This window comes from Variovorax stachyos, from assembly GCF_051400855.1.
Classification (GTDB): domain Bacteria; phylum Pseudomonadota; class Gammaproteobacteria; order Burkholderiales; family Burkholderiaceae_C; genus Variovorax.
The window spans coordinates 104462-129082 of record NZ_JBLFFN010000001.1 but is presented as its reverse complement, the minus strand read 5'-3'; the positions used below and the strand labels follow the sequence as shown (position 1 = coordinate 129082).

The 24621-nt window shown below is 68.8% G+C and carries 26 protein-coding genes and 1 tRNA gene; 15 read left to right on the top strand and 12 right to left on the bottom strand.

Features of this window, described 5'->3' with window-relative positions:
• Positions 1-7 precede the first annotated feature (7 nt).
• On the bottom strand, positions 8-1066 hold the full coding sequence (gene dusB / locus ACMGEZ_RS00645) for a tRNA dihydrouridine synthase DusB (protein WP_436820314.1): 1059 nt from the start codon (positions 1064-1066) through the stop codon (positions 8-10).
• A gap of 165 nt (positions 1067-1231) precedes the next feature.
• Here dusB and ACMGEZ_RS00640 point away from each other — a divergent pair, with 165 nt between their 5' ends.
• On the top strand, positions 1232-1702 hold the full coding sequence (locus tag ACMGEZ_RS00640; protein WP_436820798.1) for a YqaA family protein: 471 nt from the start codon (positions 1232-1234) through the stop codon (positions 1700-1702).
• A 17-nt stretch (positions 1703-1719) separates the two neighbouring features.
• Here the strand turns inward: ACMGEZ_RS00640 and ACMGEZ_RS00635 are convergent, their stop codons facing one another.
• The 3 genes from ACMGEZ_RS00635 to ACMGEZ_RS00625 are packed head-to-tail and all read right to left on the bottom strand — an operon-like array spanning position 1720 to position 4430.
• A complete protein-coding gene (locus ACMGEZ_RS00635) occupies positions 1720-2394 on the bottom strand; it encodes a glutathione S-transferase (protein WP_436820313.1) in 675 nt (224 codons plus the stop codon).
• A gap of 2 nt (positions 2395-2396) precedes the next feature.
• Positions 2397-3488, bottom strand: a complete 1092-nt coding sequence (gene ychF / locus ACMGEZ_RS00630; protein ID WP_436820312.1) for a redox-regulated ATPase YchF — start codon at positions 3486-3488, stop codon at positions 2397-2399.
• Positions 3489-3545: 57 nt separating this feature from the next.
• Entirely contained in the window at positions 3546-4430 is an 885-nt protein-coding gene (locus ACMGEZ_RS00625) for an MOSC domain-containing protein (RefSeq protein WP_436820311.1), read from the bottom strand.
• Between the two features lie 70 nt (positions 4431-4500).
• On the opposite strand from ACMGEZ_RS00625, the gene ACMGEZ_RS00620 reads away from it, so the two are divergent.
• The 4 genes from ACMGEZ_RS00620 (at position 4501) to ACMGEZ_RS00605 (ending at position 9027) form a co-directional block, all read left to right on the top strand.
• A complete protein-coding gene (locus ACMGEZ_RS00620) occupies positions 4501-5610 on the top strand; it encodes an FAD-dependent monooxygenase (RefSeq protein ID WP_436820310.1) in 1110 nt (369 codons plus the stop codon).
• Positions 5611-5693: 83 nt separating this feature from the next.
• A complete protein-coding gene (locus tag ACMGEZ_RS00615; RefSeq protein WP_436820797.1) occupies positions 5694-6404 on the top strand; it encodes a DsbC family protein in 711 nt (236 codons plus the stop codon).
• Entirely contained in the window at positions 6404-8200 is a 1797-nt protein-coding gene (locus ACMGEZ_RS00610) for a M61 family metallopeptidase (protein ID WP_436820309.1), read from the top strand. Before ACMGEZ_RS00615 ends, ACMGEZ_RS00610 begins: the two co-directional genes overlap by 1 nt.
• A gap of 47 nt (positions 8201-8247) precedes the next feature.
• Positions 8248-9027 carry an enoyl-CoA hydratase gene (locus tag ACMGEZ_RS00605; RefSeq protein WP_436820308.1) on the top strand — a complete coding sequence of 260 codons (780 nt, stop codon included), beginning with the start codon at positions 8248-8250 and terminating at the stop codon, positions 9025-9027.
• Position 9028: 1 nt separating this feature from the next.
• On the opposite strand, the gene ACMGEZ_RS00600 is transcribed toward ACMGEZ_RS00605, so the two are convergent.
• Both ACMGEZ_RS00600 and ACMGEZ_RS00595 read right to left on the bottom strand, forming a co-directional pair.
• Positions 9029-10198, bottom strand: coding sequence for a hypothetical protein (locus ACMGEZ_RS00600; RefSeq protein WP_436820307.1), 1170 nt, complete (start codon positions 10196-10198; stop codon positions 9029-9031).
• Positions 10195-10863 (bottom strand): sigma-70 family RNA polymerase sigma factor, encoded by a 669-nt coding sequence (locus tag ACMGEZ_RS00595; RefSeq protein WP_436820306.1) that lies wholly within the window; start codon positions 10861-10863, stop codon positions 10195-10197. The genes ACMGEZ_RS00600 and ACMGEZ_RS00595 overlap by 4 nt, the downstream gene beginning before the upstream one ends.
• Before the next feature lie 133 nt (positions 10864-10996).
• Between ACMGEZ_RS00595 and ACMGEZ_RS00590 the strand changes: the two genes are divergently transcribed.
• From ACMGEZ_RS00590 to ACMGEZ_RS00580, 3 genes are all read left to right on the top strand, one after another.
• Positions 10997-12538, top strand: a complete 1542-nt coding sequence (locus ACMGEZ_RS00590) for a vWA domain-containing protein (protein ID WP_436820305.1) — start codon at positions 10997-10999, stop codon at positions 12536-12538.
• Between the two features lie 33 nt (positions 12539-12571).
• Positions 12572-12648: transfer RNA gene (locus tag ACMGEZ_RS00585), tRNA-Met, on the top strand.
• 118 nt (positions 12649-12766) lie between these two features.
• Positions 12767-13243: a hypothetical protein gene (locus ACMGEZ_RS00580; protein ID WP_436820304.1), complete on the top strand. Its 477-nt coding sequence runs from the start codon at positions 12767-12769 to the stop codon at positions 13241-13243.
• A gap of 54 nt (positions 13244-13297) precedes the next feature.
• Here ACMGEZ_RS00580 and ACMGEZ_RS00575 read toward each other — a convergent pair whose 3' ends face one another.
• The gene (locus ACMGEZ_RS00575; protein WP_436820303.1) at positions 13298-13495 is read right to left on the bottom strand and encodes a hypothetical protein; all 198 of its coding nucleotides are present in this window, start codon (positions 13493-13495) and stop codon (positions 13298-13300) included.
• A 157-nt stretch (positions 13496-13652) separates the two neighbouring features.
• Between ACMGEZ_RS00575 and ACMGEZ_RS00570 the strand changes: the two genes are divergently transcribed.
• Positions 13653-13859 carry a hypothetical protein gene (locus tag ACMGEZ_RS00570; protein ID WP_436820302.1) on the top strand — a complete coding sequence of 69 codons (207 nt, stop codon included), beginning with the start codon at positions 13653-13655 and terminating at the stop codon, positions 13857-13859.
• A 15-nt stretch (positions 13860-13874) separates the two neighbouring features.
• Here ACMGEZ_RS00570 and ACMGEZ_RS00565 read toward each other — a convergent pair whose 3' ends face one another.
• From ACMGEZ_RS00565 to ruvB, 4 genes are all read right to left on the bottom strand, one after another.
• Positions 13875-15092, bottom strand: a complete 1218-nt coding sequence (locus ACMGEZ_RS00565; protein ID WP_436820301.1) for a glycosyltransferase — start codon at positions 15090-15092, stop codon at positions 13875-13877.
• On the bottom strand, positions 15089-15967 hold the full coding sequence (locus ACMGEZ_RS00560; RefSeq protein WP_436820300.1) for a UDP-2,3-diacylglucosamine diphosphatase: 879 nt from the start codon (positions 15965-15967) through the stop codon (positions 15089-15091). Before ACMGEZ_RS00560 ends, ACMGEZ_RS00565 begins: the two co-directional genes overlap by 4 nt.
• 88 nt (positions 15968-16055) lie before the next feature.
• The gene (gene dmeF, locus ACMGEZ_RS00555; protein ID WP_436820299.1) at positions 16056-17036 is read right to left on the bottom strand and encodes a CDF family Co(II)/Ni(II) efflux transporter DmeF; all 981 of its coding nucleotides are present in this window, start codon (positions 17034-17036) and stop codon (positions 16056-16058) included.
• 9 nt (positions 17037-17045) lie between these two features.
• On the bottom strand, positions 17046-18104 hold the full coding sequence (gene ruvB, locus ACMGEZ_RS00550) for a Holliday junction branch migration DNA helicase RuvB (RefSeq protein ID WP_436820298.1): 1059 nt from the start codon (positions 18102-18104) through the stop codon (positions 17046-17048).
• 108 nt (positions 18105-18212) lie between these two features.
• Here ruvB and ACMGEZ_RS00545 point away from each other — a divergent pair, with 108 nt between their 5' ends.
• The 6 genes from ACMGEZ_RS00545 to ACMGEZ_RS00520 are packed head-to-tail and all read left to right on the top strand — an operon-like array spanning position 18213 to position 24024.
• Positions 18213-18851 carry a CDP-alcohol phosphatidyltransferase family protein gene (locus tag ACMGEZ_RS00545; RefSeq protein ID WP_436820297.1) on the top strand — a complete coding sequence of 213 codons (639 nt, stop codon included), beginning with the start codon at positions 18213-18215 and terminating at the stop codon, positions 18849-18851.
• Complete coding sequence (locus tag ACMGEZ_RS00540; protein ID WP_436820296.1) at positions 18848-20608, top strand: bifunctional alpha/beta hydrolase/class I SAM-dependent methyltransferase; 1761 nt, start codon at positions 18848-18850, stop codon at positions 20606-20608. The genes ACMGEZ_RS00545 and ACMGEZ_RS00540 overlap by 4 nt, the downstream gene beginning before the upstream one ends.
• Positions 20605-21930: a phosphatase PAP2/dual specificity phosphatase family protein gene (locus ACMGEZ_RS00535; RefSeq protein WP_436820295.1), complete on the top strand. Its 1326-nt coding sequence runs from the start codon at positions 20605-20607 to the stop codon at positions 21928-21930. The genes ACMGEZ_RS00540 and ACMGEZ_RS00535 overlap by 4 nt, the downstream gene beginning before the upstream one ends.
• Entirely contained in the window at positions 21927-22361 is a 435-nt protein-coding gene (locus tag ACMGEZ_RS00530; RefSeq protein ID WP_436820294.1) for a hypothetical protein, read from the top strand. The genes ACMGEZ_RS00535 and ACMGEZ_RS00530 overlap by 4 nt, the downstream gene beginning before the upstream one ends.
• 26 nt (positions 22362-22387) lie before the next feature.
• Positions 22388-23071, top strand: a complete 684-nt coding sequence (locus tag ACMGEZ_RS00525; protein WP_436820293.1) for a lysophospholipid acyltransferase family protein — start codon at positions 22388-22390, stop codon at positions 23069-23071.
• Between the two features lie 32 nt (positions 23072-23103).
• The gene (locus ACMGEZ_RS00520) at positions 23104-24024 is read left to right on the top strand and encodes a phosphatidate cytidylyltransferase (RefSeq protein WP_436820796.1); all 921 of its coding nucleotides are present in this window, start codon (positions 23104-23106) and stop codon (positions 24022-24024) included.
• Between the two features lie 18 nt (positions 24025-24042).
• Here ACMGEZ_RS00520 and ruvA read toward each other — a convergent pair whose 3' ends face one another.
• Entirely contained in the window at positions 24043-24615 is a 573-nt protein-coding gene (gene ruvA, locus ACMGEZ_RS00515; RefSeq protein WP_436820292.1) for a Holliday junction branch migration protein RuvA, read from the bottom strand.
• Positions 24616-24621 lie beyond the last annotated feature (6 nt).

The window sequence follows — 24621 nt, the reverse complement described above, 5'->3', positions numbered from 1 at the left end:
TGTTCATTCATGCCAATGCGTCGGCCTGCTCAGCGCTGCGCCTCCGCGTGCTTCCGCCTTCGTCGAGCGGAATGCGGTCCATCTGCTGCGCAAGCAAGTCGAAAAAGTCCGCGACCGCGCGCCACTGCGCCTCGCAATCCTCGATGGCATTCATCTCGTTGCGGAAACGCTCGCCGCCCGGCAGGTCGTGCACATACCAGCCGATGTGCTTGCGTGCGGTGCGCACGCCGCTGTAGTCGCCGTAGAGCGCGTAGTGCTGCTGCAGGTGGTCGAGCATCAGGCGTCGCACTTCGGCCACCAGCGGTGGTGCGAGATACGTGCCGGTGGCGAGGAAGTGCACGATCTCGCGAAAGATCCAGGGCCGCCCCTGCGCAGCGCGGCCGACCATCAGCGCGTCGGCGCCAGTGAGCGCCAGCACATCGCGCGCCTTCTCCGGCGAGTCGATATCGCCGTTGGCAACCACCGGCACGCGCACAGCCGACTTGACCGCGGCGATGGTGTCGTACTCGGCCTCCCCCTTGTAGCCCTGCTCGCGAGTGCGGCCATGGACCGTGAGCATGCGCACGCCGGCGTCTTCGAAACGCCGCGCCAGCGCGACGGCATTGCGGTGATCTTCGTCCCAACCGGTGCGCATCTTGAGCGTGACCGGTACGTCATGCGGCGCCGCAGCACGAACCACTGCTTCGACGATCTCCAGCGCCAGGGGCTCGTCGCGCATCAATGCAGAGCCGGCCCACTTGTTGCAGACCTTCTTGGCAGGGCAGCCCATGTTGATGTCGATGATCTGGGCGCCACGCTCGATGTTGTACTGCGCGGCCTCGGCCATCATGGCGGCATCGGTGCCGGCGATCTGCACTGCGATGGGACCCGGCTCGCCCTCATGGTTGGCGCGGCGCGAGGTCTTGAGGGAGTTCCACAGCTCCTTGCGCGAGGTGACCATTTCGCTCACGGCATAGCCGGCACCGAGCTCGCGGCACAGCATGCGGAACGGCCGGTCGGTCACGCCCGCCATGGGGGCGACGAACAGACGGTTCTCCAGCACTATGTTGCCGATCTGCAGGGTCATGGAGGAAGTGGCGAGCGCCGGGGGCTGCTGAAAAATGAGGCACGATTGTAGCGGTGCCGCGAAGCGGCCGCTGCAACGATTTGCACTTTGGCCGGTGCGGCAGCGCACGCTTCGATCTATACGCCCACGCCACATATCGCCGCGTCTTTCTATACTGCGGCGCACATGCAAGCCTGGCTCGAATCCTTATTTGCGCTTCTCGCGCTGCCGCAATACGGGCTTAGCACCCTGTTCATCGCCGCCTTCGTTTCGGCCACGCTGGTACCGGTCGGCTCCGAGCCGGCGCTCTTCGGCCTGCTCAAGCTCAATCCCGAACTGTTCTGGCCGGCCGTCTTCGTCGCGACCGCAGGCAACACGCTCGGCGGCATGGTCGACTGGTGGATCGGCTACGGCGCGCACAAGGTGGCCGACAAGTACTCGCACTCCAAGCATCACATGCGCGTGCTGATCTGGTTGGAGAAGCTGGGGCCCAAAGCCTGCCTGCTGGCTTGGCTCCCCCTGGTGGGTGATCCGCTCTGCGCCGTTGCGGGCTGGCTGAAGCTCTCCTTTTGGCCCTGCGTCATCTATATGGCGATCGGCAAGTTCGCGCGCTACGTCACGATGACCATCGCGCTGCTCTATATCTGGCCGAACTGAGGCTACGCGCCCCAGGCTCAGCTCAGCAAGCCGTAAGGTCCGCCGCGCTCCAGCGCGCGCTGGTATGCAGGCCGCGCATGGATGCGCTCGAGAAAGGCCATCAGCCTCGGCCGCTTCGTATCCAGCCCCCCGCGCGCGACCGCCGCCTCGATCGGAAAGCTCATCTGGATGTCGGCGCCGGAGAAATCGGCGCCGGCAAACCATTCGCTCTTGCCGAGCTCGCTTTCCATGAAATTCAGATGGTTCGTGATGTTGGGCATGACGAATGCCGCCTTCGCCTTGCTCGCGATGCCTTTCGCAATCGGCTTGGCGAAAAAAGGCATCTTCGCCTTCTCGATCTGGTCGAACACCAGCTTGAGCAGCAGCGGCGGCATGGCCGAGCCCTCCGCGTAGTGCATCCAGTAGCGATAACGCAGCGCCTCCGGCGTGCCCGCCCCGGGCGCCATGCGGCCGTTGCCATGGCGCTCGATCAGCGTCTCCAGGATCGCGCCCGACTCCGCAAGCGTGAGCCCCTCGCCGGTCGTCACCACCGGCGACTTGCCGAGGGGATGCACGGCGCGCAGGCTCGGCGGCGCGAGCATGGTCTTCGGGTCGCGCTGGTAGTGATCGATCTCGTAGGGCAGCTCGAGCTCTTCGAGCAGCCACAGCACGCGTTGGGAGCGGGAGTTCTCGAGGTGATGAACAACGATCATGTTCAGGTGCTGAACAGGAAGTTCATCACATCCCCATCCTTGACGACGTACTCCTTGCCTTCCGCCCGCATCTTCCCTGCATCCTTCGCGCCCTGCTCGCCCTTGTAGGCGATGTAGTCGGCGAACGAAATGGTCTGCGCGCGGATGTAGCCCTTCTCGAAGTCGGTATGAATCACACCGGCAGCCTGCGGGCCGGTGTCGCCGATGTGGATCGTCCAGGCGCGCACCTCCTTCACGCCGGCGGTGAAATAGGTCTGCAGGCCCAGCAGCTTGTAGGCGGCGCGGATCAAGCGGTTGAGGCCCGGCTCTTCCTGGCCGATCTCGGCGAGGAACATCTTCTTGTCCTCCTCGTCCATGTCGGCCAGCTCTGATTCGATTTTGGCGCTGATGGCGACCACCGGCGCGTCCTGCGCCGCCGCGTACTCGCGCAGCCGGTCCAGGAAGGGGTTGTTCTCGAACCCGTCCTCGGCCACGTTGCCGACGAACATCGCGGGCTTTGCGGTGATCAGCGAGAACTGCTTGATCAGCGGCTTGTCTTCCTTGCTGAATTCGACGGTGCGCACCGGCTTGTTGTCGTTGAGCGCAGCCTGGCATTTCTCGAGCAGGGCCACCAGCTTGATGGCCTCCTTGTCGCCCGAGCGCGCCGTCTTGGTATGGCGCTGCAACGCCTTCTCGACGGTGGCCAGGTCGGCCAGGCACAGCTCGGTCTGGATCACTTCGATGTCGGAGATGGGGTCGACCTTGCCGGCCACATGGATCACGTTGTCGTCCTCGAAGCAGCGCACCACATTGACGATGGCGTCGGTTTCGCGGATGTGGGCCAGGAACTGGTTGCCCAGGCCTTCGCCCTTGCTGGCGCCGGCCACCAGCCCCGCAATGTCGACGAACTCGACGATCGCCGGCACGACGCGCTCCGGCTTCACGATCTCGGCCAGCTGGGCGAGCCGCGAATCGGGCACCTCGACCACGCCGACATTGGGCTCGATGGTGCAGAAGGGATAGTTCTCGGCCGCAATGCCAGCCTTGGTCAGGGCGTTGAAAAGGGTGGACTTGCCGACGTTGGGCAGGCCGACGATGCCGCACTGGAGACTCATGGCGGGACTTTCAGGATGCTTTGGGGAAGCGCGGATTTTAGGCGCGCCGCTTCACCCTCACTCGAAGCGCAGGTTGGCGCCGACCGGCTGGCCGCGCCTGAGCATGTACTCGATGCCCTGCAGCACGACGGCGTTCATGCCGAAGGTGATGGCGCCGTCGACACGCGGATCGGCACGGTAGGTCCGCAGCATGTCGCCGACCTCGGGGCTGCTTTCGGCCGTGGCCGGGTCGATGTCGGGAATCGGGCAGCGCGAGCATGGCTTCACCGGCTGCAGGCGTGCCTCGCCCTCGTCCGTATGCACATGCAACAGTTCCACGCGGTCCTCGTCGTGCGCCTCGAGGCCGGCCAGCACGATGTTGGGACGGAAGCGCTCGACACCGACCGCCGCGTGGCCCGCCGCGGCGAGCCGCGCATTGAGCTCGGCCAACGAGCCCTCGCTTGCCACCAGCAGCGGATAGCCGTCGGCAAACTGGTTCTGCGCCTCGACGCCGCCAGTCCATTTCAAATTGGACAGCCGCTTGTGCTCGGGATCGAAGCGCACCAGGCGCAGCTTCTGCGGGCGGCCGGGCTGCGACAGAAAATCGCTGAACCATTGCGCCGCAATGTCGCCCATGTCGTAGGCGGCCACTTCGTCCTTCCAGACCCGCACGCGCACCGGCTGCTCGACCCGGTCGAAGGCAATGTGCAGCGCCAGCATGCCGGGGGCGCGCAGCACCATCTCCGAGTGCTTCATCTGCGGGCGGATCAGCGCCATGCGCGGCAGCTCGCGCTGCGTGACGAACTCGCCCTCGGTGTCGACCACCATCCAGGCGCGATCGAATTCCAGCCCCGTCTCGGTGAGCAGCGCCTCCGGCAGCTCGACGCCGGCGCAGGACTTGATGGGGTAGACAAAGAGGCGGGCGATGGTCGCCTGCAGGTCGAAGTCGGGCTGAGCGGTCACGGGGGAATCCTTGGCTGAAGCGGGCGATTGTCCCGCACCGCGGGCGCAAACGCCCTCCTACAATGCCCCGATGGCTCTCCCCCCCGAAGTTTGCATTCGCGGTGCCGGCATCGTCGGCCGGACACTGGCGCTGCTGCTGGCGCGCGAACGCGTCCGCGTCGCGCTGGTGGCGCCCGCACCCGGGGCCGAAAAGGAGGACGTCCGCGCCTATGCCCTCAACGCGGCCTCGAAGAGCCTGCTCGACTCCGTGCGCGGCTGGCCGGATGCGCCGCATGCCACGCCAGTGCGCGAGATGCTGGTGCATGGCGACGAAGGCGCCCGCGTGCAGTTCCATGCGGCGCGGCAGAAGGTGGAGGCGCTGGCCTGGATCGTCGACGTGCCGGCGCTGGAGCAGCAGCTCGCCGACGCGGTGCGCTTCCAGTCCCGCATCGAAGTCGTGGCCGAGCCTGTGCAGGCGCCGCTCACGGTGGTTTGCGAGGGCCGCATCAGCGCCACCCGCGAAACGCTCGGCGTGCGCTATGAGGTCACCCGCTATCCGCAGCACGCGATCGCCGCCCGCGTGGTCGCCGACGAGCCGCACGACGGCGCCGCGCGCCAATGGTTCAACGACCGGGGCGAGGTGTTCGCGCTGCTGCCGATGAGCGACAAGCAGCTTGCTCTGGTGTGGTCGGTCGATCAGTTCCACGCACCGGAGCTGCTGGCGCTGACGGCCGAGCAGTTCAACACCGCCTTGCACGAGGCCAGCCACGGTGCGCTGGGCGCGCTGCGCCTGGTGAGCGAGCGTGCTTCCTGGCCGCTGCAGCGCGCCATCGCAGACCGCTGGACCGGCCGGCTGGCCGATGGCAATGCCTGGGCGCTGGCCGGCGACGCGGCGCACACGGTGCACCCATTGGCGGGCCAGGGCCTCAACCTGGGCCTGGCCGATGCCGCGGCGCTGGCGAAGGTGATCAAGGAACGCGACTACTGGCGCAGCGTGGGCGACGCCCGGCTGCTGCGCGCTTACGAACGCTCGCGCCGGGCCGAGGTGCTGGCCATGAGCCTTGCCACCGACGGCCTGCAGCAGCTCTTCGCGCACAGTGCCGACCCGCTGCCGGCCCTGCGCAACTGGGGCATGCGCGGCTTCGACCGTACGCGGCTCATCAAGAACTGGGTCGCCAAGCAGGCCATGGGGCTGCCATGAGACGCACGGCCGCTCCGAAGGCGAATAGCACCGCAGCCGAAGGCGAAGGTACTCCAATGAATTCCGCAAGCAAGACCACCACCATGAAATCCGCATCCGCTCTTCTTGCTGCGCTCGCATTCGGCTGCAGCCTGGGCGCCACGGCCGGCGAAGCCGAGATCCGCCAGAACCTCGCCGCGCGCATCCCGCAGTTCGCCAAGATCGACGAGATCCGCAAGGCGCCGATGCCGGGACTCTACGAAGTGCGCATCAACGGCTTCGAGATCTTCTACACCGACGAGCAGGGCAACTACCTGCTGCAGGGCAACCTGATCGACGTCAAGGCGCGCCGCAACCTGACCGAGGAGCGCGTCGAGAAGCTCAGCGAGGTCGCCTTCGACAAGCTGCCCGTGAAGGACGCCTTCACGATCGTGCGCGGCAACGGCAAGCGCAAGCTCGCGGTCTTCGAGGATCCGAATTGCGGCTATTGCAAGCAGTTCGAGCGCGACCTGACCAAGGTCGACAACGTGACCATCCACCTCTTCCTCTACCCCGTGCTGGGGCCGGACTCGGTGACCAAGTCGCGCAACATCTGGTGCGCCAAGGACAAGGCCAAGGCCTGGGCCGACTGGATGCAGCGCGGCATCACGCCCGAGACGGCCGAGTGCGATACCGCCGCGCTCACGCGCAACCGCGAGTTCGGCCAGAAGCACAACATCACCGGCACGCCCACGCTGATCTTCAGCGACGGCACGCGCACCCCCGGAGCGATTCCGGCGGCGCAGGTCGAGAAGCAGCTCGCCGCGATCAACTGATGGTCGCGGAGGCCATCCACTACCGCGTCGAGTGCGCGGACCGCAACGCGCACCTGTTCGCCATCACCCTGCGCATAGATCGGCCTGACGCAGGTCAGCGCGTCTCCCTGCCGGTCTGGATCCCCGGCAGCTATCTGGTGCGCGAGTTCTCGAAGAACCTGCAGCACTTGCAGGCCAGCCAGGGCCGGCGCAAGGTGGCCGTGCAGCAGCGCGACAAGCACAGCTGGCAGATCGACTGCGCGGCGGACAAGCCGCTGGAGCTGCGCTACCAGGTCTGCGCGTACGACAACTCGGTGCGCACCGCGTGGCTGGACAGCGCGCGGGCATTTTTCAACGGCACCAGCCTGTGCCTGCGCGTCGAGGGCCAGGTCGACGTGCCGCAAGCGATGGAGATCGTCGCGCCCGCGCTCCTGCCGGATGAGCAACGCTGGTCCTGCGCCACGGCCCTGAAGCCCGTCAAGACCGACCGTCACGGCTTCGGCAGCTACCTCGCCGCCAGCTACGACGAACTCGCCGACAGCCCGGTCGAGATGGGCGCCTTCTGGAGCGCCGAGTTCGACGCGTGCGGCGTGCCGCACCGCTTCGTCGTCGCCGGCGCACCGCCCTCCTTCGACGGCGAGCGCCTGATCGCCGACACGCGGGCCATCTGCGAGACGCAGATGCGCTTCTGGCATGGCGCCAAGGTCGGCAAGCGCGGCGCGCCGAAGCCGCCGCACGACCGCTACGTCTTCATGCTCAACGCCGTGGACGACGGCTATGGCGGGCTCGAACATCGCCATTCGACGGCGCTGATCTGCACGCGGCGCGACTTGCCGCAGCTGGGGCTCAAGAAGCAAGGCGATGGCTACACCACGCTGCTGGGCCTGATCAGCCACGAGTATTTCCATACCTGGAACGTGAAGCGCCTGCGGCCCGCCGAGTTCGAACGCTACGACTACGGCCAGGAAAACTACACGCAGCTCCTGTGGCTCTTCGAGGGCTTCACCAGCTACTACGACGACCTGCTGCTTCGCCGCGCCGGCCTACTCGACGACGCTGGCTATCTGCGCCTGGTGAACAAGACCGCCAACCAGGTCCTGCAGGCGCCGGGCCGCCATGTGCAGTCGGTGGCGCAGGCGAGCTTCGATGCCTGGGTCAAGTACTACCGGCAGGACGAGCAGACGGCGAACACCACCATCAGCTACTACACCAAGGGCGCGCTGGTCGCCCTGTGCTTCGATCTGACGCTGCGCGCCGCGGGCGCAGGAGGCTCGCTCGATGACGTGATGCGGCTGATGTGGAAGCGCAGCGGCGGCGGCCCGGTGACGGAGGCGGACTTCGCCGCGGCGCTGGAAGCGGTCGGAGGCCGCTCCTTCTCGGACGAGATCGCGCGTTGGGTCCATTCGACCGAGGAACTGCCGCTGGCCGAGCTGCTGGGCAAGCACGGCGTCGCCGTGAACGAGGATCCGTCGCAGCGCGCGCAGGAACTCGGCCTGCGCGTGGCGGAGTCCGGTGGCAGCGTGCAGGTCAAGATGGTGCTGCGCGGTGGCGCGGCCGAGCAGGCCGGCTTCTCGGCCAACGACGAGTGGATCGGCATCGAGCTGGCCGCCGCCAAGGGCCGTCCGGCGCAGGGCTGGCGCATCGCGCGGCTCGATGATCTCGCGCTCTACCTCGGCGCGCTCAAGAAGATCACCGCGCTGGTGGCGCGCGACCGGCGCCTGTTGCGGCTGCCGCTCACGCTGCCCACCGGCGTCACCACCTTGCGGCTGGCCGTGCAGGATGCCGCGAAGCTCGCGCAGTGGCTGGCGCGGCGGTAAAACCTGCCGACGAGCCGTTCCCGACTATTCCCTTCAAGGAGACCTTCATGAGCTACGAGAACATCGAAGTCCGCACCGAAGCCGGCAAGGTCGGCATCGTGACGCTGAACAGGCCCAAGGCGCTGAACGCGCTCAACGACGCGCTGATGACCGAGCTCGGCGACGCGCTCAAGGCCTTCGACGCCGACCCGGCCATCGGCTGCATCATCGTGACCGGCAGCGAACGCGCCTTCGCCGCGGGGGCGGACATCGGCGCCATGGCGAGCTACAGCTTCGTCGACGTCTACAAGGGCGACTACATCACGCGAAACTGGGAAACCATTCGCAGCGTGCGCAAGCCGGTGATCGCCGCGGTGAGCGGCTTCGCGCTCGGCGGCGGCTGCGAGCTCGCGATGATGTGCGACTTCATCATCGCGGCCGACAATGCGAAGTTCGGCCAGCCTGAGATCAAGCTCGGCGTGATCCCGGGCGCCGGCGGCACGCAGCGCCTGCCCCGCGCCGTGGGCAAGGCCAAGGCCATGGACATGGCGCTGACCGGCCGCCTGATGGACGCGGTCGAGGCCGAGCGCTCCGGCTTGGTGAGCCGCGTGGTGCCTTACGACAAGCTGATGGACGAGGCGCTCGGCGCGGCACTCGTGATCGCCGACTTCTCGCAGGTGGCGGTGATGGCCGCCAAGGAGTCGGTCAACCGCGCCTTCGAGAGCGGGCTGGCGGACGGCGTGATGTTCGAGCGCCGCCTCTTCCACGCACTCTTCGCGACCAGCGACCAGAAGGAAGGCATGGACGCTTTCGTCAACAAGCGCAAGCCGGCCTTCAAGCACGAATGAGCTAGCGGGACGGCTGCGGAGGCGTCCCGGACTCGACCGGCGGCTGCGGCGCCGGGTTCAACTGGAACTGGGGCGGGGACGCAGGCTGCGGCGGCTGCTCGACGGCGCGTTGCAGGGCCTCGCGCAGCGCCGCCACGGATGCCGGCGAAGGCGTCCCCGTTGTCGCTGCTGCGCGTCCCTCGCGCCAGCGCACCTGGCTGCGTCCCAATTCGAAGGTCGCCATTACATCGCCGTTGCTGCGCTCCAGGGTGACGCGCCATTCCGGCGTGCCCGCCAGCGGTTGCGCGCCCACGGCCGAGATCGCAGCCGATCCCAGCAGGGCGTTGAGGTCCTGCCCCTCCGAGCGCGAAAGGGTTCGACTGGCGCCGCCGCGCTGCGTGATGGTGAGCCGGGTCCATTGCGAGAGCGCGGAGAAGCTGGGCCACTCGGGCGATCCGGCGGGCGCGGGTGGCGCCGCCGCGACGGGCGGAGGCGCCGGCGGGCCTCCGGCCGCGGCGGCTTCTTTCTTCCTGGCCTCCGTCGCGGCTGCGCCGGCCGCTGCAGAGGGTGCAGCCTCGTCGGCTTGCCGGCGAGCCAGTTCGGAAGGCGAGGCGGCGGGTGCAGGGCGTTCCGCGGAGCGCGGGGGGCGAGCGCCTTGCGCCGGGGCCGGAATCGGGGCCGCTTCCGTTTCCGCCTGCGGCGCAGGCGCAGGGCCGCCCGGGATGTCCTGGCTCGACGGCAATGCCCGTTCTGTCACCGGAGGCGGGAGGGCGGGCGCTGGCGCAGGCGCGGCCGGCGGCGGAGATGCCGGCGCGGGCGGGGCCTCGCTGCGCTGCGCTGGCGCGCGCACCAGTGCCTCGCCGTCGGGACGGGCACCGGGCACGGGCTCGCGCTGCCAAAGCACTGCGATCAGCACGCCGACCAGCACGGTCGCGAAGGCGGCGTTCCAGGGCATGCGGCTGCCACCGTCCTTGCCGCCACCGATGCCCAACAGCCGCTGCCACCAGGGCCGCACGGGCTCGGGCGCTTCCGGGGCCGCGAAAGGCATCACCGCCTCGTGCGCATGGTCGAGGATCGCCTTGCGCAGGCGCCAGTTCGGCGTCACCGTGTGATCCGGCGCATGCAGAAGCGCGCGCCGCAGCGCCTCGTCGCGGAGGTCGCCGGTGCCGTTGTCGTCCGTCTTGCTGCTCATGCACGACGCTCCAGGACGGACAGGTACCGCTCCATGCAGCCGCGCAGCTTCTTGAGCCCGTAGCGCAGGCGGCTGCGCACGGTCTCGAAATTGACGTCCAGCGTCTGCGCCATCAACTCGACCGTGAAGCCCTCCTCATGGTGCAGCAGGAAGGCCGAGCGTTGCTCGTCCGGCAGCTCGTCGAGGCAAGCGAGCAGGCGGCGGCCAGCGGCGCGCCAGAAGGCCTGTTCCTCGGCCGACGGATGGGCGCCATCCGAAGGCGCCGCGCCTCCGTTCAGCAAACCGCGGCTGAACAGGCGGGCCGCCTCGAGGCCGTCGCCGTCTTCGTCATGGGCGTAGAAGGCGACTTCGCGCCCACTCAGGCGCAGGCGGTCCATGGCCAGGTTGTGCGCGATCGTGAAGGCCCAGGTGCGCCAGCTCGCGCCCTGCGGCGAGAAGCTCTGGCGCGCCGCGATGATGCGCATCCAGGTCTCCTGGAACACCTCCTCGACCTCCGCCGCGAGCCGGACGCCCATGAGGCGCCGCACGAAGCGGAGCAGCGCGCTCTCGTGGCGCGCATAGAGCGTGTCGAAGGCGCTGGGATCGCCGTCGGCGTAGGCAAGCATCAACTGGTCGTCCGGCATCGTGGCGTGGAGCGCGGGGTTCGCGGCGGGTGGCGCAAGCATCGGCAGATTTTCACCTCTCGTTCTACGAACGGCGGCGGTGCCCGGGGTTAGCGATAGCGCAAAAAACTGCGGCGTCTTAACCCGCGGCAGCCGCGGCAGCCGTATCAGCCTGCATCCACAACCGGAGCCGCTGATGATTCCTCGCCCTTCCCGACTGTTCCAACGCTCGCTCGCCGCACTGCTGTGTGCCCAGCTCCTGCTCGGCGCTTGCAGCGCCACCGAGCTCGCGCCGGGCGGCGGGCACTGGCCCACGCCCGCGCCCCAGCCCGAACCGCCGACCTTTTCGTCGCCTCACTGGCCGGCCCAGGTAGCGGCGCGCACGGTGCCGAACTTCCAGGCGCCTTCGGCCACCCATTGCGCGCGGCCGGTGCAGACGTCGGAGACGCCGGGCCGCGTGGCGGGCCAGCGCGACGAAGCGACGGCGATGGGCGGGCACGGCGCTGCGCCCTTGGCGCGCGAGGCGCGGGCCCGTCGGATGTCACCCGGCGACGCTTCGCCCGATGCGACGGCCGCCATGCCGGCTCCCGCCAGCCCGCCCGCGGCCGCCGCCAAGGAAGCACTGGCCGCCGAAGGCGAGGCAGGGCCGCGCTTCCCGCCCCCGGCGCCCACCCCGCAGGTCAGCCAGCGGCCGCGTCCGGCGCAGGAGATCGTCACCGCAGGCGTGGTGGACGACAACGCCGACTTCGCGGCCTACCTGCAATTCCGCCAGCGTACCCAGGTCGCCCATCGCGAACGCGAGGTAAGCGAGCGCTACCTGCTCCAGGTGCGAAACCGCCGCGGCGACCCGGTACCCGATGCGGAGGTCGCGGTCCAGGCGGCAAACGGTGCCGCCATGTGGGCACGCACTGACGCAGCCGGCCGCGTCTGGCTGCATCCCCGGGCCTTCGACCGCTCGGGCAGCGCGCTTTACGAGGTGGCCGTGCGCAAGAGCGGGCAGCACGGCACCGCCTTCCTTCGGCGGGGGCAGAAGAGCGCGGTCGAGCTGGTGCTCAACGAGGCCGCGGCCCCGCAGCGCGCCCGGCTGGACCTTGTCTTCCTGATCGACGCGACCGGCTCCATGGGCGACGAGATCGGCAAGCTCAAGGCCAGCCTGCGCAGCATCGCCAACGAGGTGGCGCGGCTGCCGAGCCGGCCCGACACCTGCTTCGGCCTGGTGGCCTACCGCGACCGGAGCGACGAATTCCTGGTGCGCCGCCATGACTTCACTAACGACCTGAGCGCGTTCCAGTCCGTGCTCGACGCGCTGCAGGCAAATGCCGGCGGCGACTATCCCGAGGCGATGAACGAGGCGCTGCACGAGGCCGTGCACCGGCTGAGCTGGCGCGGCACCGGCGCGACGCGCCTCGTGGTGCTGCTGGCGGATGCCCCGCCGCACCTGGACTATGGCGGGCCTCAGTACGACGAAGACATGATGGCCGCGCTCGGAAAGGGCATCAAGGTGTTCAGCGTGGGCGCGAGCGGACTGGACAAGCAGGGCGAGTACATCCAGCGGCAGATCGCCCAGTTCACCGGCGGGCGCTTCGTGTTCCTGACTTACCGGGAGGCGAGCAATCCGGGCAGCGGGCCGGGCCGCGAGACGGCGCACGACGTGAGCAACTACTCGGTGCAGACGCTGGACCGGCTGATCGTGCGGCTGGTCAGCGAGGAGCTGGCGAAACTGCCCAGGGGCAGTTGAGGCTCCCTCAAGCCGAGGTATAATTTTGGGCTCGGCTCTTTAGCTCAGTCGGTTAGAGCGATGGAATCATAATCCACAGGTCCGCGGTTCGAGTCCGTGAAGAGCCACCACCCATAAGAAAAGCCTGCTATCACATCGATAGCAGGCTTTTTTCTTTGCTGCACCCGAAGGGACACAGCTCCGGCGTGGTCCGGCATGCGCCGTGCGCGTTGTCCGACAAGCTTCTGCGTGCTGGCCCCCACCATCGTCATCCCGTCATTTGCCGGAGGGCGCATGGATTCCCCCGCTGCCGTGCACAAGAGCTATCAGCGATTCTTTGCCTGGACCTTCATGCTGGCGACGATGCTGGCGTTCGTACTCGTCTGGGTGGAGCTCGCCTTTTCACCGTTGCCGGCGCCGCCGCCCATGACCGTCCGACCGACCGCCGGCGGTTTCGATCTGCATGACCTTCAGCTTCTGCTGACCGTGACTGCACTGATAGCGGCCTTCGTATCCCTGGCGGGGCTCATCGTGACCACGCCGCTGGCCTGGCTCGACCGCCGAAAAGCCAGGGCTCGCGCGGCGCTGGAACTCGCCTTCAAGCGGCAGGACCACATCAATTGGCTCGCAGCAGAGCGGGCCGGCAGCTGGCTGGTGCCGGATCGGCGTCCTCTGATGGGTCGGCACCGACGCAGCCCCGGGCGAGTCCACGGCAGCGCCCATTGACGGGCAGCCATCAAGAAGCCAGCTGCAAGCGGGCTCGATCGTGGGCGCGCGGAGTCATTCCTGCGGCCGGAACGCGCTGAGAAAGTCGGCAGTCTTGTCCGTAGGTCGCCAAGTCGCCGTCACGGGGGCGGGCACGCCCACGGCGTTCACATTGCCGGAGGTCGTTGTCGAGGCAGGGCCATTGCTCTTGCAGGCGCTCAAGCCGACCGCCAGGGCGAGGCTCGCAATCGACATCCAAGCAGTCTTCTTCATACTGGGCTCCTCGAATCCGCCCGCGGCGCGGCTGCGACAGGCGGCCGATGCTAACCCAATTGTTTTAAACAGAAGTTCTCTTTTCAGAAGAAAACTTAGAAATCGGTATTACTTTTCTGCGTCATGCTCCCCATATCATGTAGCTACTATGTACTACATGATTTTTCGTCGAGCGCGCAATGAAGAAGGGTCGGGAAACGAGGGTGAAGCCAACGACAGCAGCAGACTCGCGCCGCTCAACCCGGCCCACCTGACGCACGAACCGGCGCGCCGTCGCTGGTCCTGGATCCGCTTCGCAGGTGGCGCGGCGGTGGGCGCGGTGGTGGTCGAGGCCTTCAGGCTGGGCCTCCTCCAACTCCCGTGAGGGACTGGTAGCCCCTCAGGGCTGGGCAGCCGCCGGGGCCAGTTCGGGAATCGGCGCCTCGGCACCCACCCGCGCCTCGGCCCGCGCCAGGATGGCCTGCAGAATGCCCGGCATCTCGAACACCGCCCGGTTGTGCACCTTGTGCGTGGCGGCACGGTAAAGGTCGAGATCGCGCACCAGCTCCTCGACCGCGTCGGGCACCTTGGCATAGCTGGAGCGCACCAGGCCCACGCCCTGCTCCCGCACCCACTGGGCGTTGTAGCGCTCCTGGGGCAGGGTCCAGCTGTTGCACACCACGATCACCGGCAGATGCAGCTGCACCGCCTCGCTGACGCTGCCGGGCCCCGGCTTGCCGATGAAGAAGTCGGACAGCTGCATGTAGTGGGCGACGTCCGGCGTGAAGCCCAGCACCAGCCGCGGCGCCCGCGCGGGCAGCGCGCGCAGTGCCTTGGCCAGCGATTCGTTGTGGCCGCAAGCCAGGATCAGCTGCATGTCGGGCAGGCGCTTGGCGATGCCGATCATGGCCTTCGAGCCCTGCCCGCCGAACAGCACCAGGCCGGTCGGCCGGTCAGGGTCCAGGCCCAGACGGCGGCGCTCCTCGGCGCGATCGATCGGCCTGGTCTCATAGAAGGCCGACCGGATCATCATCCCCGAGGTCGCATGGATGCGGTCCTCCGCGTAGCCGGCCGCGCGCGCCTGCTGCACCGCCTTGGCCGAGCCGCAGACGAAGTACTGGTCCTGCCCCTTCTCGATCCAGAAATGAGGCGGATGGTCGGCCAGGTCGGTCAGCACCGTCACATAAGGCACGCCCGGCAGCGCCGTTGCCACCGATTCGTAGAGCGAGCGGTTGAAGTTGGGGATCAGCGAGACCACCATGTCGGGTTCGGTCGCCAGCCAGTGCTGCTGCAAGGGTCGCACCAGCTTGGGCTTGGCCCAGCGGATCAGCGCCTGAAGGACCTTGAGCTCGTGCGTCAGTCCCAGCGTCCAGCCGCGGGCGAGCCGCTTGTTGTAGACGTCTTCCGGGTCCATGCCGGTCAGCTTGCGAAAGCTGTCGTTCGGGTCGAGCACCTCGCGCAGGTTGACCAGGCGCACGGTCCACGGCAGGCCTGCGCGACGGATCGCGGCCTCCAGCGCCAGGGCCGACGCGCGATGTCCGCCGCCGGCGTTGAAGTACACCAGATCGACGGTCCGGTGGACGGCGGCGGCTGTATTCGTCAAGGGCGCGATCGTCATGCGTGCGCCGGCTCGCGCCGCGAGGCAGCGCGGCCGGCCCGCGCCGTGACCGGCATGTGCTGGGCCCAGTGGAGGATCTCGAGCGTTCCGTCGGCATGTTCGGCCAGCGCCGTGAGGCTCTCGACCCAGTCGCCGTCGTTGGCGTAGAGGATGCCGTCGACATCACGCAGCTCGGCGTGGTGGATGTGGCCGCAGACCACGCCCTGCACGCCGCGCTTGCGGGCCTCGCGCGCCACGGCGCGCTCGAAGTCGCCCACATAGCTGACCGCGCGCTTGACCTTGAGCTTCAGGTACTTCGATAGCGACCAGTAAGGCAGCCCCATGCGCGCGCGCAGCGAGTTGAGGTGGCGGTTGAGCTTGAGCGTGAACTCGTACAGCGAGTCGCCCACATAGGCCAGCCACTTCGCGCACTGGATCACGCCGTCGAACAGGTCGCCGTGCATGACCCAGAGCTTGCGGCCGTCGGCGGTCTCGTGGATCCATTCCTCGGCCACGTCGATGCCGCCGAAGTTGTGGTGCAGGTACTTGCGCGCGAATTCGTCGTGGTTGCCCGGGATGAAGATCACGCGCGTGCCCTTGCGCGCCTTGCGCAGCAGCTTCTGGATCACGTCGTTGTGCGGCTGCGGCCAGTACCAGTGGCGGCGCAGCTGCCAGCCGTCGATGATGTCGCCGACCAGGAACAGCGTCTCGCACTCGGTGTGCTTCAGGAAATCGAGCAGCGCCTTGGCCTGGCAACCGGGCGTGCCCAGGTGCAGGTCGGAGATCCAGAGCGTCCGGTAGCGCTGGGAGGGACGCGAGACGTCGTGCTCCTCCGCACCCAGGGAGGCAGCGGCCGTGTCGTGCCATGCACGGAGAAAGGCATCGTCGCGTTGCATGGGGGGTCATCGTCGCCAAGGCGGATGACGCCGCCATGGCGGCGCGGTGAAGCTTCGATGACAGGGCCGCACCCACCGCGGCGAAGCGTCACGCAGCTGCGTGACAGCGATTGATCTCGATCGTCGAGTGCCTGATTTCCTCGTGCATCGCGAAGGTGGCTCGCACCTCGTCGGGCGTCAGCGTTGACGAATGCGTGACAACGCTGAGCGCGCAGGCGTAGGCGCCCTGGCCCACGCGCCACACGTGCAGGTCGGCAACCCGGGTGTGCGAATCCGCGAGGGCTTGTTCGACGCCGTCGCGGATCTCCTCGACCACCGGATGATCCATCTCGCGGTCCAGCAGCACCTTGGCCGTATCGACCAGCAGACCGCGCGCCCAGCTCGCGACCAGCACCGCACCGACGATGCCCATCGCCGGGTCGAGCCAGGCCCACCCATACAGCCAGCCACCGGCCAGCGCGACGATGGCGAGCACCGAGGTTGCGGCATCCGCCACCACATGCAGATAGGCGGAACGCAGGTTCAGGTCGTGCCCGTGATCCTGGCCATGACCGTGGTCATGCCCGTCGTGCCCGTGCGCATGCCCTCGATGCCCGTGACCGTGATCGTGGTGGTGGGCTCCGCCGAGCAGCCACGCGCACACCAGGTTGACCGCCAGCCCGAGCACTGCCACGACGATCGCCTCCTGGTATCGGATGGCGGCCGGGGCCCAGAGCCGCTCGAGGGAACCGACCACCATCAGCACCGCCACGCCGAGCAGGAACAGCGCGCTGGCGAAGCCGCCCAGCACCTCGATCTTCCAGGTGCCGAAGGCGAAGCGCCGGTCGCCGGAATAGCGACGCGCTGCCGCATAGGCGAAGGCGCTGAGCCCGATCGCCACGGCATGGGAGCTCATGTGCCAGCCGTCGGCCAGGAGCGCCATCGAGTTGAACCACCAGCCGGCGCCGATCTCGAGCACCATCGCGGCCGCGGTGATCCACATCACCAGCCGCGTGCTGCGCTCCGCGGCCCGGTTGTCGTCCTGGAAACGGTGCTCGTGCTGCCAGTCGCTCAGGTCATGGGTGTGCATGGGACACCTTCAGTTGCCGAACATGTCGCTGGCGTCGCGCTGCGGCGCGGCGACGCCCAGGTGCCGGTAGGCCGCCAGGGTGGCGATGCGCCCGCGCGGCGTGCGCTGCAGATAGCCCTGCTGGATCAGGTACGGTTCGATCACGTCCTCGATCGTGCCCGGCTCCTCGCCGATGCTGGCCGCGATGTTGTCCAGCCCGACCGGGCCGCCATCGAAGCGGTGGATCACGGCCTCAAGCAGCTTGCGGTCCATCAGGTCGAAGCCCTGCGGATCGACGTCGAGCATGGCCAGCGCCTTGTGCGCCAGCGCCTCGGTGATACGCCCGTCGCCCTTGACCTGCGCGTAGTCGCGCACCCGGCGCAGCAGGCGGTTGGCGATGCGCGGCGTGCCGCGAGAGCGGCGTGCGATCTCCAGGCCGCCGGCGTCGTCCGTCGGCACCGAAAGCAGGCCGGCGCTGCGGCGCACGATGCGTGCCAGTTCCTCGGCCGTGTAGAACTCCAGCCGCGCCACGATGCCGAAGCGGTCGCGCAGCGGGTTGGTCAGCATCCCGGCGCGCGTGGTGGCGCCGACCAGCGTGAAGGGCTGCAGGTCGAGCTTGATGCTGCGCGCGGCCGGGCCCTCGCCGATCATGATGTCGATCTGGTAGTCCTCCAGCGCGGGGTAGAGGATTTCCTCCACCACCGGCGAGAGGCGATGGATCTCGTCGATGAAGAGCACGTCGTTGCGCTCGAGGTTGGTCAGCAACGCGGCCAGGTCCTTCGGCTTCTCGAGCACCGGGCCGGAGGTCTGGCGCAGGTTGACGCCGAGCTCGGCCGCGATGATGTGCGACAAGGTGGTCTTGCCCAGGCCCGGCGGGCCGAAGAGCAGCACGTGGTCGAGCGCCTCGGCGCGGTGCCGCGCTGCGCCGATGAAGATCTCCAGCTGCTCGCGCACCTTGACCTGCCCCACGTAGTCGTCGAGCAGCTTGGGCCGCAGCGCCCGCTCGATCGCCTCTTCGTTGGGCGAGGCCGGTGCGGCGGAGACCACGCGTTGCGGGGCCGGGGCGAAGTCGTCGGTCTGGATGGTCATGGCGTAGGCTGGACGGACAGTTTAGTCGGCCGAACGGCATGCCGAGGGCTCACGCAGGGCTGCCGCCGCGCGTCGCTGCGGCAGAATGCGCCACCGAGGAGAGTGAGCGTGTCCATCTACGAGCTGAAGCCGCGATTCCAGGCCTTGCTGCGCCCGCTGGTCCGGCGCCTGCATGCCATGGGCGTGACGGCCAACCAGGTCACGGTCGCGGCCTGCGTCTTCTCGGTCGCGCTCGGCCTGTGGCTCTTCTTCGCCGCGCCTTCCGCGGCGGCCTTCGCGCTGATCCCGCTCTGGATGTTCCTGCGCATGGCCTTCAACGCCATCGACGGCATGCTGGCGCGGGAGCACGGCCAGCAAAGCGCGCTCGGCGCCTTTCTCAACGAGCTGACCGACGTGCTCTCGGACGCGGCGCTCTACATGCCCTTCGCGCTGGTCGCGCCGTTCAGCCCCTTCTGGGTCGGGACCGTGATCGTGCTGGCCGGTCTGTCCGAATTCACCGGCGCGTTGGGTCCGACGGTGGGCGCCTCGCGCCGCTACGACGGCCCGCTCGGCAAGAGCGACCGCGCCTTCGTGTTCGGCGCGCTGGGCCTGTATGTGGCGCTCGGCGGGCCCTTGCCGGCCTGGAGCGCCGGGCTCATGCCGCTGCTGGCCCTGCTGGTGGCGTGGACCATCGTCAATCGCATCCGTCGCGCGCTGGCCGAAGCCGGCGCCGCATCGCACAGCCGAGGAGATCCGACCCGATCATGAGCGCCACCCGCGTGCCACAAGAACATCAATTCCAGACCCACGACGGCGTCTCGCTGTTCTACCGGCACTGGCCCGCGACCGGCGGCGCGCGGCGTGGGGCGGTCGTGCTGTTTCACCGCGGCCACGAGCACGGCGCGCGCATGGCCCACCTGGTGGACGAGCTGGCCCTGCCCGACTTCGACTTCTTCGCCTGGGACGCCCGCGGCCACGGCCGGTCGCCGGGCCAGCGGGGCTTCAGCCCCGGCTTCGCGACCTCCGTGCGCGATGTGCAGACCTTCATCGAGCACATCGGCAGTGCGCACGGCGTGCCGCCCCAAGACATCCACGTGGTCGCGCAGAGCGTGGGCGCGGTGCTGGTCGCGACCTGGGCGCACGACTACGCGCCCAAGGTGCGGGGGCTCACCCTCGCCTCGCCGGCCTTTCGGGTGAAGCTTTACGTGCCCTTGGCGCGCCCCGGGCTCGCGCTCATGCACAAGCTGCGTGGGCTCTTCTTCGTCAACAGCTATGTGAAGGCGAAGTTCCTCACGCACGACCCAGAGCGTATTGCCAGCTACGAGAGCGACCCGCTCATCTCGAGGCCGATCGCCGTCAACATCCTGCTGGGCCTTTACGAGGCCGCCGAGCGGGTGGTGGCGGACGCCCATGCGATCACGCTGCCGACGCAGCTGCTGATCTCCGGCGCCGACTGGGTGGTGCATCACCAGCCCCAGCACGACTTCTTCGACCGGCTCGGCAGCGCCGTCAAGCGCAAGCTGGAGCTGCCCGGCTTCTTCCACGACACGCTGGGCGAAAAGGACCGCGGCCCGGCCGTGAAGGCCATCCGCGACTTCGTGCTGGAACTGTTCGATCAGGCGCCGCCGCCGGTGGATCTGCGCGGCGCCCACCTGAGTGGCGCGACCGCCGACGAATCGCGCGCGCTGGCCGAGCCGCTGCCCGCGTTGTCCCCGCGCGGCGCCTACTGGGCTCTCACGCGTGCGAGCCTGCGCTTCGGCGGCCTGCTGTCGCGCGGCGTCAGGCTGGGCCACGACACGGGCTTCGACTCCGGCAGCACGCTGGACTACGTCTATCGCAACCAGGCGCAGGGTGCCGGCCCGCTGGGCCGGATGATCGACCGCGCTTATCTCGATTCGATCGGCTGGCGGGGCATCCGCCAACGCAAGCTGCACGTCGAGGAACTACTGCGCAAGGCCATGGAGATGCTGGCCGAGCAGCATCGCGATGTGCGACTGATGGACATCGCCGCCGGCCACGGCCGCTATGTGCTCGACGCCGTGCTGGCCAGCCCCGTCAAGGCCGGGTCGATCCTGCTGCGCGACTGCAGCGACATCAACGTGCGCGACGGCCGCGCGCTGATTGCCGAAAAGTCGCTGCAGGACAGCGCGCAATTCGTGCAGGCCGATGCCTTCGACCGCGCAAGCCTGGCGAGCGTGACGCCGCGGCCCACGCTCGCGGTGGTCTCGGGCCTGTACGAGCTCTTCCCCGACAACGAGATGGTGAGCCGCTCGCTGGCGGGCGTGGGCGATGCGGTCGAGGACGGGGGCTACCTGGTCTACACCGGCCAGCCCTGGCATCCGCAGCTGGAGATGATTGCGCGCGCCCTCACCAGCCACCGCCAGGGGCAGGCATGGGTGATGCGCAGGCGCACGCAGGCCGAGATGGACCAGCTGGTCGAAGCCGCGGGCTTCCGCAAGATCGACCAGCGCATCGACGAGTGGGGGATCTTCACCGTCTCGCTGGCGGTGCGCACAGGAAGATGAGCGCAGCACGGCCGCGCCCCTGGAAGCGCGCCGCCGCCTGGCTGGCGCTGCTGGGCCCGTTGTTCTACGCCAGCTACGGCTTCGCGAACTGGTGGGCCTCGACCCGCGCCCAGGTGCCGGTGCTGGCCTTCGAGTGGGAGCGCAGCCTGCCCTTCTGGCCCTGGACCATCTTTCCCTACTGGACCATCAACGCCTTCTACGCGCTCTCGCTCTTCCTCGCGCGCGATCGCCACGTGCTGGACTGCCATGCGGCACGGTTGTTGACGGCGCAGGCCGTGGCGGTGGCCTGCTTCATTCTCTGGCCGCTGCGCTTCAGCTTCGGCCAGCCCTCCGTCGAGGGTGCGCCGGCCTTCCTGTTCAACGCGCTGCGCGGCTTCGACCAGCCCTTCAACCAGGCGCCCTCGCTGCACATTGCGCTGGCCGTGATCCTGTGGGACTTCTACCAGCGCCTGATCCACGCGCAGTGGGCGCGTATCGTGCTGCACCTCTGGACCTTCGCGATCTGCGCCTCGGTGCTCACCACCTGGCAGCACCACTTCATCGACATTCCGACGGGCGCACTGTTGGGCCTGGTCTGCGTGTGGCTCTGGCCGCTGGAGCGCGTGGTCGCGCTGCCGCGCGCCTGGCGACTCGCGCGCGACCCGCAGCGCTGGAAACTGGCGGGCTGCTACGCCGCCGGGGCGCTGCTCTTCCTCGCCGTGGCGCTGAGCCTCCGCGGCGCGGCGCTGTGGCTGGCCTGGCCGGCCGCGGCACTCGCAGGGGTCGCGCTGAACTATGCGGGCTTCGGGGCCCGCGGCTTCCGGATGGATGGCCATGGCCGCATGCATTGGAGCGCGCGCTGGCTGTTTGCACCCTATCGCCTCGGCGCCGCTCTCAACGCCCGGCTCTGGACGCGCGGCCTGCCGGCCTCGGTGGAGGTCGCGCCGGGCCTGCGACTGGGCCGGCGTCCCAGCCTGACCGAGTGGGAGGCGGCAGGCCGCCCCCGGCTGCTCGGCCTGTGCGCCGAGCTCCAGTTGCCGGCGGTGCCCGGCGCCCGCTGCGTGCCGATGCTGGACCTCGCACTACCGGGCCCCGCGCCATTGCGCCGCGCAGTCGCCATCATCGAAGGGCTGCGCGGCAGCGGCCAGCCGGTCTGGGTCTGCTGCGCGCTGGGCTTCTCGCGCAGCGCCGCCTCGGTGGTCGCCTGGCTCGGCCTGCACGGCGCGGACTCCACACTGGCCGCGGCGCACGCAGCGGTACGCCAGGCGCGGCCCCAGATCGTGCTGCGCGCAGGCTGGCTCGCCCTGCTGGACCAGCTGACTTCCGGGAAGCTACGGCCATGAACGACGACGACCGCGCGCTGTGCGCCACCACCGCCGCCCTGCTCCGGGCAGGCGGCGCGCTCGCTTTGTGGGGCTTGGCGCTCTCTCTCATCTCGGGCCTGGTGCTGGCGCTGACGGGTCGCTCCCTGCCGTCGGCCACCTGGGCGGCCTTCGCCGTCGTCGCGTTGATCGGCTTGCCCGAGCGCTACCTGGCCATGCGTGTGGGGCTCGATGCGGCGCTGTTCGACGGGCTGGCAAGGAGCACGATCGCCTCGGCGCCTGCCATGGATCGCGCGCTCGCGACCCTCGGCCTGCGCCGCCGCGCGGATGGCACGCGCCCCCTGGCCGACCGCGTGCTCGGCGCCCGGCACCTGTTGCAGCGCCACGGCATCGCGGTGATCGCGCAGACGGTCCTCTTCGCCATGGCGCTCGCGATGCAGGACTGGCGTTGAGCCATGGATCGCAAGGAGCCCCGTTCATGAGTTCTTCCGCCCCCGGCCGGTCGCTCCAGGCGGCCGCCGTCGTCTCGGCCTGGCTGATCGTGCTCTTCGCCAAGCTGCTGACCGGCGTACGCGCCATCTGGAGCGGCACCGGCCCCACGGCCGAGCAGACCCTCTACTTCGCCAACCACACCAGCCATGGCGACTTCGTGCTGCTGTGGGCCACGCTGCCGCCTGACCTGCGCGCGCTCACCCGCCCCGTGGCCGGACAAGACTATTGGAAGGCCTCGGCGCTGCGGCGCTTCATCGGACGGGACGTGTTCAACGCACTGATGATCCGGCGCGACGGCAGCGCCGCACCGGGCAGCCAGGCAGCCCTCAACCCCGTCGAGCAGATGACCGAGGCGCTGCAGGCCGGCGACTCGCTGATCATGTTCCCCGAGGGCACCCGCAACGTCGGCGAGGAGGTGCTGCTGCCGCTGAAGAGCGGGCTCTACCACCTGGCACGCGCCTGCCCGCAGGTACGACTGGTGCCGGTGTGGATCGAGAACCTCAAGCGCGTGCTGCCCAAGGGCACGCTGGTGCCCGTGCCCCTGGCCTGTACGGTGCGCTACGGCACGCCGATCGCGCTGGCCGAGGGCGAGGACAAGGCGGCATTCATCGCGCGCGCTCGTGCCGCCATGCTCGACCTGCGGCCCGAATACGACCGCGCAGAGGACTGATGACCGTGACCGCTTCCCCCAATGCCACCTGGATGTTGTTCGGCGGCGTGGCCGCCGTGCTGATCCTCGCCTCGGCCATCGGCGCGCTGCTCAAGTGGCGCGTCGCGCACGGCCAGCCCCATTCCGTGATCGACAACCTCAACGCGCGCGTGAACGCCTGGTGGGTGATGGTCGCCGTGATCGGCCTGGCCTTCGCCCTCGGCAAGGGCGGCGTGATCATTCTGTTCTACCTGATCTCCTTCTACGCGCTGCGCGAATTCATGAGCCTCGCCTACACGCGCCGCGGCGATCATCATGCGATCGCGGTGGCCTTCTTCGTCGCGCTGCCGGTGCAGTACTTCCTGATCTGGATCGAGTGGTACGGGCTCTACGCGATCTTCATCCCGGTCTACGCCTTCCTCGTGCTGCCCATCCTCGCGGCCGTGGGCGGCGACACCAAGCGTTTCCTGGAGCGCACGTCCAAGGTGCAGTGGGGGCTGATGGTCTGCGTGTTCTGCATCAGCCATGTGCCCGCGCTGCTGACGCTGCCGATCCCCGGCTTCGAGGGCCGCAACCTGCTCCTGATCGCCTTCCTCGTGATCGTGGTGCAGGGCAGCGACGTGCTGCAGTACGTGTGGGGCAAGCTCTTCGGCAAGCGAAAGGTGGCCCCCGAGCTCTCGCCCTCGAAGACCTGGGAAGGCCTGGTCGGCGGAGTCGCCAGCGCCACCGCGCTGGGCGCTGCGCTCTACTGGGCCACGCCCTTCAACCCCTGGCAGGCCGCGCTGATGGCGCTCACCATCTGCGTGATGGGCTTCTTCGGCGGCCTGGTGATGTCGGCCATCAAGCGCGACCGGGGCGTCAAGGACTGGGGCACCATGATCGAAGGCCACGGCGGCATGCTGGACCGGCTCGACTCGGTGATCTTCGCGGCGCCGATTTACTTTCATGCGCTGCGGTTCTGGTGGGTGCCGTAGCCGGCCCTGCGAGCGCCCCTACTTCGCGAGCGCCTTCAGCGCGAGCTTGATCCCCTCGCCCACCGCCACGTCCTTCGGCAGCGCCTTCAGCGCCGCCGCCGCTTCCCGGTCGCTGTAGCCCAGCGCGAGCAGCGCCTGCAGGATGTCGGCCTGCGCATCGGTAGCGGCATGTGCGGGTGCACCGATGTCGGCACCAAGCTTGCCCTTCAGCTCGAGCAGAAGCCGCTCGGCCGTCTTCTTGCCGATGCCGGGGATCTTCACCAGCCGACCGGCCTCCTGCAGCGTGACAGCCTGCGACAGCTCCCCCACGCTCATGCCGCTCAGCAGGCCCAGCGCCGTGCGCGGCCCCACGCCGGAGATCTTGATCAGCTGGCGGAAGGCGGCACGCTCCTCTGCGCTGCCGAAGCCGTAGAGGATCTGCGCGTCCTCACGCACCACGAAGTGCGTCAGCAGCGAGACGCGCTCGCCGGCCGAGGGCAGGTTGTAGAAGGTGCTCATCGGCACGTCGACCTCGTAGCCGACGCCGTTGCAGTCCACCACCACCTGGGGCGGGTTGCGCTCGGCCAGGATGCCGGTGAGTTTGCCTATCATGGGTGC

Excerpts from the sequence above, each read along its gene's own strand:
- dusB (WP_436820314.1), bottom strand. The coding sequence starts at position 1,066 with ATGACCCTGCAGATCGGCAACATAGTGCTGGAGAACCGTCTGTTCGTC.
- ACMGEZ_RS00640 (WP_436820798.1), top strand. The coding sequence starts at position 1,232 with ATGCAAGCCTGGCTCGAATCCTTATTTGCGCTTCTCGCGCTGCCGCAA.
- ACMGEZ_RS00635 (WP_436820313.1), bottom strand. The coding sequence starts at position 2,394 with ATGATCGTTGTTCATCACCTCGAGAACTCCCGCTCCCAACGCGTGCTG.
- ychF (WP_436820312.1), bottom strand. The coding sequence starts at position 3,488 with ATGAGTCTCCAGTGCGGCATCGTCGGCCTGCCCAACGTCGGCAAGTCC.
- ACMGEZ_RS00620 (WP_436820310.1), top strand. The coding sequence starts at position 4,501 with ATGGCTCTCCCCCCCGAAGTTTGCATTCGCGGTGCCGGCATCGTCGGC.
- ACMGEZ_RS00615 (WP_436820797.1), top strand. The coding sequence starts at position 5,694 with ATGAAATCCGCATCCGCTCTTCTTGCTGCGCTCGCATTCGGCTGCAGC.
- ACMGEZ_RS00610 (WP_436820309.1), top strand. The coding sequence starts at position 6,404 with ATGGTCGCGGAGGCCATCCACTACCGCGTCGAGTGCGCGGACCGCAAC.
- ACMGEZ_RS00605 (WP_436820308.1), top strand. The coding sequence starts at position 8,248 with ATGAGCTACGAGAACATCGAAGTCCGCACCGAAGCCGGCAAGGTCGGC.
- ACMGEZ_RS00600 (WP_436820307.1), bottom strand. The coding sequence starts at position 10,198 with ATGAGCAGCAAGACGGACGACAACGGCACCGGCGACCTCCGCGACGAG.
- ACMGEZ_RS00595 (WP_436820306.1), bottom strand. The coding sequence starts at position 10,863 with ATGCTTGCGCCACCCGCCGCGAACCCCGCGCTCCACGCCACGATGCCG.
- ACMGEZ_RS00590 (WP_436820305.1), top strand. The coding sequence starts at position 10,997 with ATGATTCCTCGCCCTTCCCGACTGTTCCAACGCTCGCTCGCCGCACTG.
- ACMGEZ_RS00575 (WP_436820303.1), bottom strand. The coding sequence starts at position 13,495 with ATGAAGAAGACTGCTTGGATGTCGATTGCGAGCCTCGCCCTGGCGGTC.
- ACMGEZ_RS00570 (WP_436820302.1), top strand. The coding sequence starts at position 13,653 with ATGATTTTTCGTCGAGCGCGCAATGAAGAAGGGTCGGGAAACGAGGGT.
- ACMGEZ_RS00565 (WP_436820301.1), bottom strand. The coding sequence starts at position 15,092 with ATGACGATCGCGCCCTTGACGAATACAGCCGCCGCCGTCCACCGGACC.
- ACMGEZ_RS00560 (WP_436820300.1), bottom strand. The coding sequence starts at position 15,967 with ATGCAACGCGACGATGCCTTTCTCCGTGCATGGCACGACACGGCCGCT.
- dmeF (WP_436820299.1), bottom strand. The coding sequence starts at position 17,036 with ATGCACACCCATGACCTGAGCGACTGGCAGCACGAGCACCGTTTCCAG.
- ruvB (WP_436820298.1), bottom strand. The coding sequence starts at position 18,104 with ATGACCATCCAGACCGACGACTTCGCCCCGGCCCCGCAACGCGTGGTC.
- ACMGEZ_RS00540 (WP_436820296.1), top strand. The coding sequence starts at position 18,848 with ATGAGCGCCACCCGCGTGCCACAAGAACATCAATTCCAGACCCACGAC.
- ACMGEZ_RS00535 (WP_436820295.1), top strand. The coding sequence starts at position 20,605 with ATGAGCGCAGCACGGCCGCGCCCCTGGAAGCGCGCCGCCGCCTGGCTG.
- ACMGEZ_RS00530 (WP_436820294.1), top strand. The coding sequence starts at position 21,927 with ATGAACGACGACGACCGCGCGCTGTGCGCCACCACCGCCGCCCTGCTC.
- ACMGEZ_RS00525 (WP_436820293.1), top strand. The coding sequence starts at position 22,388 with ATGAGTTCTTCCGCCCCCGGCCGGTCGCTCCAGGCGGCCGCCGTCGTC.
- ACMGEZ_RS00520 (WP_436820796.1), top strand. The coding sequence starts at position 23,104 with ATGTTGTTCGGCGGCGTGGCCGCCGTGCTGATCCTCGCCTCGGCCATC.
- ruvA (WP_436820292.1), bottom strand. The coding sequence starts at position 24,615 with ATGATAGGCAAACTCACCGGCATCCTGGCCGAGCGCAACCCGCCCCAG.